Origin of the sequence: Micromonospora sp. WMMD708, assembly GCF_049315245.1 — a bacterium.
Lineage (GTDB): Bacteria > Actinomycetota > Actinomycetes > Mycobacteriales > Micromonosporaceae > Micromonospora > Micromonospora wenchangensis.
Genome location: NZ_CP186060.1, coordinates 1710028 through 1722057 on the forward strand (window position 1 = coordinate 1710028; position 12030 = coordinate 1722057).

Here is a 12030-nt window from a genome sequence, read left to right on the forward strand (position 1 = left end):
AGCCGCGGCGGGCCGCGGGGACGGCACGTACCGCCGACCCGCCCGGCGGGCTGTCCGGGCTGGGCCCGGCCGGCGGCCTGGCGGCGCTGCGCGGCCTGCTGGCCCGCCCGCTGACCTCCTACTACCTGCTGCTGTCCAGCGCCGGCCTGCTGCTGCTGATCGGCCTGACCATGGTCTTCTCGGCCACCAGCGTGCGCGACTACGCCGAGGCCGGCGACGCCGCCGCCTCGGTGACCAAGCAGGCCATCTTCGCGGTGATCGGCATCGTCGCGTTCTGGGCCTGCCAGCGGCTGCCGGCCACCACCTTCCGTTCGCTGGGCCGGCCGCTGCTCGGCGGGGCCGTGGTGCTGCTGCTGGTGCTCAACCTGCTGGTCGCCCTGAACGCCCTGTTCGGCCTGGAGTCGCTCGGCCCGCTGCGGGCCAACCTGCTCTGGCTCTACCTCGGGCCGATCCAGGTGCAGCCCGCCGAGCTGGCCAAGCTCGCGCTGGTGCTCTGGGGCGCGCACGTGATCGCCCGCAAGGGCGCCGCGCTGGGCTGGTGGAAGGAACTGGCCACCCCGCTGTTCCCGGTGGTCGGCCTGCTGTTCGTGCTGGTCGGCTACAACGACCTGGGCAGCATGCTCTGCCTGCTGGCCATCGTCGTCGGGCTGCTGTGGGCGGCCGGGGTGCGGCTGCGGGTCTTCGCCGCCCTGTCCGCGGTCGGCCTGGTCGGGGTCGGCCTGCTGGTCGCGGTGGCCTCCCTCGGGGCCGGCTCCGGGGCACGCGGGCAGGAGAACTACCGGCTGGCCCGGCTCACCTCGTTCCTCGACACGCCCGACCCCAAGGTCTGCGCCGAGCAGGCGCTGGAGGGCTGCTGGCAGATGGTGCAGGCGCGCAACGCCATCGAGCACGGCGGCTGGTTCGGCGTCGGGCTGGGCAAGAGCAGCATCAAGTTCGGCTGGCTGCCGGCCGCCCACAACGACTTCATCTTCGCCGTCATCGCCGAGGAACTGGGCGTGGTCGGCTGCACCGTCATCCTGGTGCTGTTCGCCGTGCTGGCCTACACCGGGCTGCGGATCGCCCGCCGGGTCGCCGACCCGTTCCGCCGGCTCGCCGCCACCGCCGTCACCGCCTGGCTGGTCGGCCAGGCCGTGATCAACATCGGTGGGGTGACCAAGCTGCTGCCGCTGACCGGCGTACCGCTGCCGTTCATCTCCGACGGGGGCAGCGCCCTGGTCGTCACCCTGGCCGCGGTGGGCATGCTCGCCTCCTTCGCCCGCGCCGAGCCCGACGCGGCCCGAGCCCTGCACGCCCGTCCGCCCGCCCGATGGGTCCGACTAGTCTGGGCCCCGTTGCCGCCGCTTCCCGGTGCGCGGAGCCGACCGGCGTCGCCACCGGCTGCCCCGGGGTCCGTACCCCGGGCGCGCGGGCGGCGACCCGACGATCAGGCCGTACCGCGCGGCGTCCGGCAGGACCGGACCCGGGGCGGGCCGGCGAGCGAGAGGAGACGCTGATGGGTCCGCTGCGTTCGGTGGTGCTCTGTGGAGGGGGCACCGGTGGGCACATCTACCCGCTGCTCGCCTTCGCCGACTGCCTGCGCCGACACGACCCGGGCGTCCGGATCACCTGCCTCGGCACCCCCAAGGGCCTGGAGAACGAGCTGATCCCGCCGGCCGGCTACGACCTGCGGCAGATCCCCGCCTACCAGCTGCCCCGCTCGGTCAACATGGGCCTGGTCCGCACCCCGGACCGGATGTGGAAGGCGGCCCGCGCCGCCGGCAAGGTGATCGACGAGGTCGCCGCCGACGTGGTCGTCGGCTTCGGCGGGTACGTCTCCGTCCCCGGCTACCTGGCCGCCTGGCGTCGCGAGATGCCGATCGTCATCCACGAGGTGAACGTCCCCCCGGGGGTGGCCAACCGGCTCGGGATGAAGTTCACCAGGAACATCGCCGTCGGTTTCCCGCACCAGCCCGCCCAGGCCGAGGCGCTGCGCGACGCCCGGGTGGTCGGGGTGCCGCTGCGCCGGGGCATCGCCGGGCTGGACCGCAACGCGATGCGGGCCGCCGCCCGCGCCCACTTCGGACTCCGGCCCGACCTGCCGGTGCTCTTCGTCGCCGGTGGCTCGCAGGGTGCCCGGTCGATCAACCTGGCGGTCTCCGGCGCGGCCAAGGAACTGGCCCGCAACGGCGTGCAGGTGCTGCACGTGATGGGCGCCCGCAACGAGCCGGTGCCGGTCCCCACCGACCTGCCGGTGCCGTACGTGGCGCTGCCCTACCTGTCCGAGATGGAACTGGGCTACGCCGCCGCCGACCTGATGCTGGCCCGGGGCGGGGCGATGACCTGCGCCGAGGTGGCCGCCATCGGGCTGCCCACCATCTACGTGCCGTACCCGCACTCCAACCAGGAGCAGAAGCGCAACGCGCTGCCCGTGGTGGAGGCCGGCGGCGGGCTGCTCGTCGACGACGCCGAGCTGACCCCGGCCTGGCTGGAGCGCACCGTGCTGCCCCTGCTGCGCGACCCGCAGCGGCTGTACGCGATGGGTGCCGCCGCCGCCGCGTACGGGCGACGCGACGGCGACGTGGCCCTGCTCAACTTCGTCTACGAGGCGGTGGCCCGGTGAGCCGGTCCAGCGCGACGGGAAGGTACCTGGCATGAACACCGCGCAGTTCACCCCGGCCGGCACGCTCACCGCGGAGGACCTGGGCCGGATCCACCTGATCGGGGTGGGCGGGGTCGGCATGAGCGGCCTGGCCCGGCTCTTCCTCACCCGGGGCCTGCCGGTCTCCGGCAGCGAGCTGCGCGAGTGGCCGTCGCTGGCCGGGATGCGGGCGCTGGGCGGCACCATCCACATGAGCCACGAGGCGGCCAACCTCGACGGGGTGGACACGGTGGTCTACTCCTCGGCCATTCCGCAGGACCATCTGGAGATGGTGGAGGCGCGGCGGCGCGGGCTGCGGGTGCTGCACCGCTCCGAGGCGCTGGCGGCGGCGATGACCGGCCGGCGGACGGTGGCGGTGGCCGGCACCCACGGCAAGACCACCACCACCTCGATGGTGACGATGGTGCTCCAGCAGGCCGGGGTCGACCCGTCCTTCGTCATCGGCGGGGAGATCTCCGAGGTGGGCTCCGGGGCGCACCACGGCACCGGCGAGCACTTCGTGGTCGAGGCGGACGAGAGCGACAGGTCGTTCCTGATCTACCGCCCGTTCGTCTCGATCATCACCAACATCGAGGCCGACCACCTGAACACCTACGGCGACCTGGCCACCCTGGAGGCGACCTTCGCCGAGTTCGCCCGGCTCACCGACCCGGCCGGGTACGTCATCACCTGCGCCGACGACCCGGGCGGGCGGCGGCTGGCCGAGACGCTGCGCGCCGAGGGCCGGCGGGTCTGGACGTACGGCGAGGCGGCCGACGCCGACCTGCGGCTGTCCGAGATGGCCTCGTCGGCCCAGGGGGTGCGGTACCTGGCGGCGCTGGACGGCCGGTCGCTCGGTGAGATCCGGCTGCCGGTGCCGGGGCGGCACATGGGGCTCAACAGTGCCTCGGCGGTGCTCGCCGCCCACCTGCTCGGCCTGCCGGTGGCGGCGGCCGAGGCGGCGCTGGCCGCGTTCCCCGGGGTACGCCGCCGCTTCGAGCGCAAGGGCGTCGCCGACGGGGTGCTGGTCTACGACGAGTACGCCTACCACCCGACCTCGATGACGCTGGCCCTGCAGACGCTGCGCGAGGTGGCCGGCGACGGCCGGCTGATCGTGGTGTTCCAGCCGTACCGGCTCTACCGCACCCGCGACCTCCAGGCGGAGATCGCCGCCGCCCTGGGCATCGCCGACGAGCTGGTGCTGCTGGAGGTCTTCGGCCCCGGTGAGCTGCGCCAGCCGGGCGAGGGGTCGGCGGCGCTGCTGGCGGCGGTGCCGCTGGACGCGGCGCACAAGGTCTTCGTGGACTCGTTCGACGACGCGCCGGTGGAGGTGGCCCGCCGGGCCCGCCCCGGTGACGTGGTGGTGACCATGGGCGCTCCGCCGATCTCGCTGCTGGGTGACCAGCTGCTCGACGCGCTGACCGCGCGGGTGACCGGGCCGGCGACCGCGTCGGGCCGGGACGGCACGGCCTTCACCACCGGATGAGTCCGGGCCCGGCCCGGGGCCGGACCGGCCGTGCCCCGGGCGCGGACGGCGGCCCCCGACGTGGCCCGGCGCGGCGCTGGCAGCTCGTGCGGGCCGGCAGCGACGCCGTTCCACCGTCCACCCGGCGGTTCATGGCGCGGGCCCGGCAGCGGCGGATGCGGGCCGCTCTGCCCTGGGCGGTGCTGGCCGGGGTGCTGGTTCTCGTCGCCCTGGTGGCCTGGACGGTGCTCGGCTCCGGCCTGTTCGGGGTGCGGGAGGTCCGGGTGGAGGGGGCCCGGCTGGTCACCCCGGTCGAGGTGCGCGACGCGGCGGCGGTGCCGGACGGGGTGCCGCTGGCCCGGGTGGATCTGGCGGCGACGGCCCGGCGGATCGGCGCGCTACCCCCGGTGGAGCGGGCCACGGTCCGCCGCGACTGGCCGGGCACCCTGGTGGTGACGGTGGTGGAGCGCACCGGGGTGGCGGTGGTGCCGCGCGACGACCGGTTCGTGGTGCTCGACGCCGGCGGGGTGGTGTTCCAGGAGCTGCCCCGCGCCCCGCAGGGACTGCCGCTGGTGCGGTTGGCCACGCCGGGGCCGGACGACCCGGGCACCCGGGCGGCGTTGCAGGTGCTGGCCGCCCTGACCCCGCAGCTGCGGGCCGTGCTGGTCGAGGTGGGCGTCGAGGGGCTGGCCCGGATCGGGTTGAGGCTGCGGGACGGGCGGACGGTGGTGTGGGGCGACGCGACCCGTAGCGGGGACAAGGCGCGGGTGGCGACGGCGTTGCTCGGTCGGAAGGCCGACACGATCGACGTCAGCGCTCCTGACGTGGTGACCTTCCGGTGAGGTCCGCAGCGAACGTGAGTCGTTACGCTCCCGGCGGCGACACGCCGGTGGGGTCCTTGGCTCTCGGCGTGGGGGCGCTTACGTTGCCCCGAAGAGGATCAGTGGTTGACATAACTGTAAGCCTCTAGTAGAGGGTTAGGGTTCACCACTGATCCTCGCTGGTGACAGCTCGTCGACCACCGGTCTGGGCCACGCCGTACCGGGGCGCTGCGAGCCAATCTCGAAGGGAAAGGACCGGAGATGACACCTCCGCACAACTACCTGGCGGTCATCAAGGTCGTCGGCATCGGCGGCGGCGGCGTCAACGCCGTCAACCGCATGATCGAGGTTGGGCTCAAGGGCGTCGAGTTCATCGCGATCAACACCGACGCGCAGGCGCTGTTGATGAGTGACGCCGACGTCAAGCTCGACGTCGGCCGGGAGCTGACCCGGGGGCTCGGCGCGGGCGCCAACCCCGACGTCGGCAAGAACGCCGCCGAGGACCACCGCGACGAGATCGAGGAGGTGCTCAAGGGCGCCGACATGGTCTTCGTCACCTGCGGCGAGGGCGGCGGCACGGGCACCGGCGGCGCGCCGGTGGTCGCCAACATCGCCCGCAAGCTCGGCGCGCTGACCATCGGCGTGGTGACCCGGCCGTTCTCCTTCGAGGGCAAGCGCCGCCAGGTGCAGGCCGAGGCGGGGATAGACGAGCTGCGCAACCAGTGCGACACGCTGATCGTCATCCCGAACGACCGGCTGCTCGCGCTGGGCGACCGGGGGATCAGCATGATGGACGCCTTCCGCACCGCCGACCAGGTGCTGCTCTCCGGTGTCCAGGGCATCACCGACCTGATCACCACGCCCGGTCTGATCAACCTCGACTTCGCCGACGTCAAGAGCGTGATGAGCGGGGCGGGCAGCGCGCTGATGGGCATCGGCAGCGCCCGGGGCGAGAACCGGGCGGTGGAGGCGGCCGAAGCGGCCATCTCCAGCCCGCTGCTGGAGCAGAGCATGGACGGCGCGCGGGGGGTGCTGCTGTCCATCGCCGGCGGCTCCGACCTGGGCCTGTTCGAGATCAACGACGCCGCGCAGCTGGTCACCGACGCGGCCCACCCGGACGCGAACATCATCTTCGGCGCGGTCATCGACGACGCGCTCGGCGACGAGGTGCGGGTCACCGTGATCGCCGCCGGCTTCGACGGGGGCACGCCCGCGTACAAGGCGTCCGAGTCGCCGCGCAAGAGCAACCAGAACCAGCCCACGCCGCAGGCCCCGGTGGTCACCGCGCCGGCCGTCATGCCGCCGCCGCAGCAGTCGCCGCGCCGGGTGCTCTTCGACGACGTGGACGTGCCCGACTTCCTCAAGAACGGTTCCTGATCCCGCCGATGACGGACAACCACGCCGGCGACCACGCCACCCCGCTCCCGGCGGGCACGTCCCCGGTGGGTCGCGCCACCGGCTCGCCGACCGGGCGGGCCGACCGGTGACCGCTGCGCCGGATCCCGTGGGTGCCGACCGTCGCGCCGCGCTCGCGGCCGGGCTGGCCGCGGTGCGGGCCCGGATCGCCGACGCCTGCGCCGCCGCCGGCCGGGACCCGTCCGGGGTGACGATGATCGCGGTGACCAAGACGTACCCGGCCGGCGACGCGGTCGCGCTGGCCGGGCTCGGGGTCACCGACCTGGGGGAGAACCGGGACCAGGAGGCGGCGCCGAAGGCGGCCGCGGTGGCGGCGGCCGGTACGGCTGTCCGCTGGCACTTCATCGGCCAGTTGCAACGCAACAAGGCCCGCTCGGTGGTGCGCTACGCCGACGTGGTGCACTCGGTGGACAGTGTGCGGCTGGCCCGTGCGCTGGGCACCGCCGCCGAGTCCGGACGGGACCGTCCGTTGCAGACGTTGGTGCAGGTCAGCCTGGACGGTGACCCGGCGCGTGGCGGTGCCCTGCCGGACGTGGCCGACCCCGACCGGGGGCTCGGCCCGGTGGCCGAGGCGCTGGCCGGCGCGCCGGCGCTGCGGCTGGCCGGGCTGATGGCGGTGGCGCCGCTGGGCTGGGAACCGGACCGGGCGTTCGCCCGGCTGGCCGAGGTGGCGGCGGCGTTCCGGGTCGGGTATCCGACGGCCACCGTGCTGTCCGCCGGGATGAGCGGCGACCTGGAAACGGCCATCGGGTACGGCGCGACACATGTCCGCGTCGGCAGCGCGTTGCTCGGAATGCGTTCCACGCTGCGGTAGCCTGACCGCGGTAGAAGCAAATTACATCAGTGTTGTTCAGGGGTGGCGCCCCCGGTCGGGGGCCACGACGGGCGAGCCGCGAATCGCACGTCGGGGATTGCCGCTCTGATCCGGTGGGCATCGAGTCCACTCGCGATCATGGCGACACGGCACGGGGGTGCGTGCCGCACGGCGGACGGAAGGGCGCGGGATGGGTGCACTGCGCAAGGCGGGGGTCTGGCTCGGTCTCGTCGAGGAGGACGACGAGCGGGGCTACGACGAGGGCTACGACAAGCCCGGCTACCGCGAGTCGCGGTACCGGTCGAGCCGGTACGCCGAGGAGTTCGCCGACGACGACGAGGACGACGCGGAGGAGCCGCCGGCACCGCGTCCGCGCCTCGGTGACCGGGGCCGGCTGACCGAGCGGTCGAGCCGGCTGGCCGAGGCCGACCGGGCCGACGACGAGCGTCCGGAGCGCGCCGAGCGCCCGGAGCGGGCCAGCGTCCGGTCGATCACCCGGTCCGGGGGTGCGGACACCTCGGGCGCGTTGAGCTACCACACCCGGGACAATCTGGCGCTGGCGCCGCAGGCGTCGCCCCGGGAGCGGCCGGTGGTGGCCGAGGAGGAGCAGCGCTACCAGATCACCACCCTGCACCCGACGACCTACCGCGAGGCGCGGACCATCGGCGAACACTTCCGCGACGGCGTCCCGGTGATCATCAACCTCACCGAGATGGACGAGGCCGACGCCCGCCGGCTGGTGGACTTCGCCGCCGGACTGGCGTTCGGGCTGCGGGGTACGATCGAGCGCGTGACCAACCGGGTGTTCCTGCTCTCACCGGCCAACGTCCAGGTCACCGCGGAGGACAAAGCCAAGATCGCTGAGGGCGGCTTTTTCTCCCTGAGCTAAGTCCACCCGACCGAGGGACGTCGCTGCCGTGTTGTCGATCATGTTCCAGCTGCTCTACCTGATCTTGTACGTCTTCCTTATCGTGCTGCTGGCCCGATTCGTTCTCGGTGCCGTCCTCCAGTACGGTCGTCGGTGGCAACCGGGGCGTGGCGCGTCCGCCGGACTCGAGTCCGTGTGGAGCGTCACTGATCCGCCTCTCAAGGCGTTGAGGCGGGTGATCCCCCCACTGCGAATTGGTACCGTGAGCATCGACCTGGCCTCCCTTGTGCTCCTGGTTATCCTGTTCGTGCTGATGAGGTTTGTGTTAGATCCGCTGATCAGGAACTTCTCCTGACCAGCGCGCGCTTTCGCGGCCGCAACTGACCCGAGGAGTTTCGATGCCGCTGACACCGGCCGACGTGCACAACGTCGCCTTCAAAAAGCCGCCGATCGGCAAGCGGGGGTACGACGAGGAGGAGGTCGACGCCTTCCTGGACGAGGTCGAGCGTGAGCTTGCCCGTCTGATCGAGGAGAACAACGAGCTGCGCGCCCAGGTGGAGCGCGGCGGTCGTGGCGGGGCCCCTGCCGGCCCCGGTGGCGATGCCCGGCTGGCGGCGGAGCTCAACGACGTCAAGGCCCAGCTCGACCGGGTGCAGCGCGACAAGGCCGCCGCCGAGCAGGCCGCCCGCGCCATGCAGGCCGAGCTGGAGCAGGTCCGCACCACCGGTGGCCCGGCCGTCGGCGGCGACGGCGAGCAGCAGGCGCTGCGGGTGCTGATGATGGCCCAGCGCACCGCCGACGACCATGTCTCCGACGCCCGTCGGGAGGCCGACCAGCTGCTCTCCGAGGCGCGCTCCAAGGCCGAGGAGGTCACCCGCGAGGCGCGGGCCAAGGCCGACGCGCTGGAGCGTGACGCCCGTCAGCGGCACCAGGAGGCCATGGGCGGTCTGGACGCCAAGCGGACCGCGCTGCAGAAGCACATCGAGGAACTCAAGCAGTTCGAGCGCGAGTACCGCACCCGGCTCAAGGCGTACCTGGAGAGCCAGCTGCGGGACCTCGACGGTCGGGGCCAGGGCCTCGAGGCCGAGATGACCCGCGCCGAGGGCACCCGTGCCGTCGGCGGCAACGGCCTCGCCGCAGCCGGCCTCGCCGGCTCGTACGGCGGCGGTCGCTCCGGCGCCCTCGAAGCAGGTCGCTGATCCACGGTCGGCGGCCGTCCCCCGACGGTCGCCGACCCAGCCGACGACCCACGACGCGGCGGGGGTGAGCTGTGCTAGTCGCCAGTCTGCTGCTCATCCTCGTCGCGGTCGCCCTGCTGGCGTTCGGTCTCGTCGACGGCTCCAGCACGTTGTTGACCAGTTCCATCGCGGCCAGTCTGCTGGCCGCCGTCGCGTTGGTGGCCGGTGCCCGCCAGGCAGCCGTCACCCGGGCGAGGGCGGCGGACCAGGCGCGGGGTCGGGGCGCGACGGAGTCCCGCCCGACCACCCCGCCGGCCGCGACCACGCCGTCGGACGAACCGACGACGTACCCTGCGACGACGTTCGGCACCGGCGACGCCGGGTGGCGGCAACCACCCGGCGCGCCGGTGGCCGGTGACCCCGTCGACGTTTCCACCCGCCCCGACGCCGGTGCCTGGGAGCCCGACGCGGAGGCCCCCTGGGAGCCCGTCGTCGTGTCCGCCACGCCGGACCGGACCACCTCGGGTCGCGCCGACCCGGCGACAAACCGCGCCCCCGACCCCGACCTGCCCGACCCGGACGACCCCCGGTGGGACCCGGTCACCGACGCCGACCGCCCCGCCCCCGACCGCCTTGACCCGGACGACCCGGCCTGGGCGGCCGGGGACGATCTCACGCCGCCCTGGGAGCACTCGGACGACGCCGCGTCGCCGTGGGACCCACCGGCCCAGCGGGTCCCGCCCGCCGACGCCGCCCGGGTCGCCCGGCTCGACGCCGAGGTGCGGGTGGTCGACGGGCACCCCCGCTACCACCTGCTCTCCTGCGCCCACCTGATCGAACGGGACCACGAGCCGCTGCCGGTGCACGAGGCGGTCTCCCTCGGGTTCACCCCGTGCGGCCTGTGCAACCCGGACACCGCCCTGCTCGCCGACACCTACCCCCGTTGAGACCGGTGTCGATGCCCACGGACGACACGGTGACCGTCGCGGTGCGGGTCAGGCCGGGCGCGTCCCGACCCCGGGTCGGCGGCTGCTTCCCCGGTCCGCACGGGCCCGCCCTGGTGGTCGCCGTGACCGCGCCGGCCGTGGACGGCCGGGCCACCGAGGCGGCCCGCCGGGCGTTGGCCGATGCCCTGGGCGTCCGCCCGTCGGCGGTGGCGCTGCGCACGGGCGCGGCCAGCCGGGACAAGCTCTTCCTGGTGGACGGGGCGACGCCGGAGGTCACCGCGCTGCTGCGGCGGCTGCGCGACGGATCGGCCGGGTGAGGACGCCCCGGGTGGGGCGCCCGTGACGCCGGGACTGGATCTGGCCCTGCTCCTCGGGGCGGCCGTGCTGCTGGTGGCGATCGGCGCGGTGCGGTTCTCCACCCGGCTGGGCGTGCCGAGTCTGCTGGTCTATCTCGCGCTCGGGGTGGCGATCGGCGAGGCCGGGCTGGGCATCCGGTTCGACGACGCCGAGCTGACCCGGGTGCTGGGGTTCTGCGCGCTGATCGTGATCATCGCCGAGGGCGGGCTCACCGCCCGGTGGAGCACCCTGCGCCCGGTGCTCGGGCTGGCCGGCGCGCTGTCCACCGTCGGGGTGCTGGTCAGCATCGTCGTCGTCGGTCTGGTGGTGCACCTGCTGCTCGGGCTGGACTGGCGGTTGGCGCTGCTCTACGGCGCGGTGCTCTCCTCCACCGACGCGGCGGCGGTGTTCGCCACGCTGCGCCGGTTGCGGCTGCCGCCCCGGCTGGTGGCCGCCCTGGAGGCCGAGTCGGGCATGAACGACGCCCCGGTGGTGATCCTGGTGGTGCTGCTGTCGCGCACCGGGCCGGTGGAACACCCGTGGTGGTTCGAGGTGCTCCTGGTCGGCTACGAGCTGGGGGTGGGCGCGGCGGTGGGGGTGGCCGCCGGGCTGGCCGGTCGGTTCGCGCTGCGCCGGGCGGCGCTGCCGTCGTCCGGGCTGTACCCGATCGCCGCCGTCGGGTTCACCGTGCTGGCGTACGCCGCCGGTGCGGTGCTGCACGCCTCCGGGTTCCTCGCCGTCTACGTGGCCGGGGTGCTGCTCGGCAACGCCCGGTTGCCGCACCGGCAGGCCATCCTGGGGTTCGCCGACGGGCTGGCCTGGCTGGCCCAGATCGGGTTGTTCGTGCTGCTCGGGCTGTTGGCCACGCCGCAGCGGCTGCACACCGCGCTGGTGCCGGCGGTGGTCACCGGGCTGGCCCTGCTGCTGCTGGCCCGGCCGCTGTCGGTGCTGGTGTCGGCGTTGCCGTTCCGGGTGGGCCTGCGCGAGCAGCTCTTCCTGTCCTGGGCGGGGCTGCGCGGCGCGGTGCCGATCGTGCTGGCCACCATCCCGCTGTCGGCCCGGGTGCCCGGGGCGGACCGGCTGTTCGACGCGGTGTTCGTGCTGGTGGTGATCTTCACGGTGCTCCAGGCGGGCACGCTCGCGCCGGCCGCCCGCCGGTTGCGGGTGACCGCTCCCGCCGAGCCGGCCGAGATCCGGGTGGAGACCGCTCCGCTGGAGCGGATGCGGGCGGACCTGCTCCAGTTGGAGGTGCCGGCGGGGTCCCGGCTGGCCGGGGTGCACGTGGACGAGCTGCGGTTGCCCGTGGGCGCGTCGGTGACCCTGGTGCTGCGCGACGGGGTGGGGTTCGTGCCGGGCGCGGACACCCGGCTCAAGACCGGCGACAGCATGTTGATCGTGGCGACCGCCGGGGTGCGGGACGAGGCGGAGCGGCGGCTGCGGGCGATCAGCCGGCGGGGTCGCCTGGCCCGGTGGTTCGGCGAGTACGGCGAGGACCGGGACGGCTGATCTGCTAGTCTTCGTTTTGCCCCAATTAGCGGTTATTAGGGGCTGAATAGCGGTACGACAGT

Annotated in this window: 12 protein-coding genes; all 12 read left to right on the forward strand. The window is 74.0% G+C overall.

The annotated features are described in order from the left end of the window. Positions 1 to 77: 77 nt before the first annotated feature. The 12 genes from ACN260_RS07810 to ACN260_RS07865 all read left to right on the forward strand — a co-directional run bounded on the left by ACN260_RS07810 (position 78) and on the right by ACN260_RS07865 (position 11968). A complete protein-coding gene (locus tag ACN260_RS07810) occupies positions 78 to 1493 on the forward strand; it encodes an FtsW/RodA/SpoVE family cell cycle protein (protein WP_422756652.1) in 1416 nt (471 codons plus the stop codon). Next, a complete protein-coding gene (gene murG, locus ACN260_RS07815; RefSeq protein ID WP_422755337.1) occupies positions 1493 to 2599 on the forward strand; it encodes an undecaprenyldiphospho-muramoylpentapeptide beta-N-acetylglucosaminyltransferase in 1107 nt (368 codons plus the stop codon). Before ACN260_RS07810 ends, murG begins: the two co-directional genes overlap by 1 nt. Positions 2600 to 2630: 31 nt before the next feature. Further along, the gene (murC, locus tag ACN260_RS07820) at positions 2631 to 4103 is read left to right on the forward strand and encodes a UDP-N-acetylmuramate--L-alanine ligase (RefSeq protein ID WP_422755338.1); all 1473 of its coding nucleotides are present in this window, start codon (positions 2631 to 2633) and stop codon (positions 4101 to 4103) included. Then, entirely contained in the window at positions 4100 to 4924 is an 825-nt protein-coding gene (locus ACN260_RS07825; protein ID WP_422755339.1) for a cell division protein FtsQ/DivIB, read from the forward strand. Before murC ends, ACN260_RS07825 begins: the two co-directional genes overlap by 4 nt. Positions 4925 to 5164: 240 nt before the next feature. Then, positions 5165 to 6280 (forward strand): cell division protein FtsZ, encoded by a 1116-nt coding sequence (gene ftsZ, locus ACN260_RS07830; RefSeq protein ID WP_422755340.1) that lies wholly within the window; start codon positions 5165 to 5167, stop codon positions 6278 to 6280. A gap of 127 nt (positions 6281 to 6407) precedes the next feature. Next, positions 6408 to 7133, forward strand: coding sequence for a YggS family pyridoxal phosphate-dependent enzyme (locus tag ACN260_RS07835; RefSeq protein ID WP_422755341.1), 726 nt, complete (start codon positions 6408 to 6410; stop codon positions 7131 to 7133). 190 nt (positions 7134 to 7323) lie between these two features. Next, entirely contained in the window at positions 7324 to 8022 is a 699-nt protein-coding gene (locus tag ACN260_RS07840; protein ID WP_422755342.1) for a cell division protein SepF, read from the forward strand. 28 nt (positions 8023 to 8050) lie between these two features. Next, positions 8051 to 8356 (forward strand): YggT family protein, encoded by a 306-nt coding sequence (locus ACN260_RS07845; RefSeq protein WP_088643046.1) that lies wholly within the window; start codon positions 8051 to 8053, stop codon positions 8354 to 8356. 43 nt (positions 8357 to 8399) lie between these two features. Then, the gene (locus tag ACN260_RS07850; RefSeq protein ID WP_088643047.1) at positions 8400 to 9200 is read left to right on the forward strand and encodes a DivIVA domain-containing protein; all 801 of its coding nucleotides are present in this window, start codon (positions 8400 to 8402) and stop codon (positions 9198 to 9200) included. Positions 9201 to 9271: 71 nt separating this feature from the next. Continuing rightward, on the forward strand, positions 9272 to 10126 hold the full coding sequence (locus ACN260_RS07855) for a hypothetical protein (RefSeq protein ID WP_422756891.1): 855 nt from the start codon (positions 9272 to 9274) through the stop codon (positions 10124 to 10126). An 11-nt stretch (positions 10127 to 10137) separates the two neighbouring features. Then, complete coding sequence (locus ACN260_RS07860) at positions 10138 to 10443, forward strand: DUF167 domain-containing protein (protein WP_422755343.1); 306 nt, start codon at positions 10138 to 10140, stop codon at positions 10441 to 10443. Positions 10444 to 10465: 22 nt separating this feature from the next. Continuing rightward, the gene (locus ACN260_RS07865; protein ID WP_422755344.1) at positions 10466 to 11968 is read left to right on the forward strand and encodes a potassium/proton antiporter; all 1503 of its coding nucleotides are present in this window, start codon (positions 10466 to 10468) and stop codon (positions 11966 to 11968) included. The last annotated feature ends 62 nt before the right edge of the window (positions 11969 to 12030 follow it).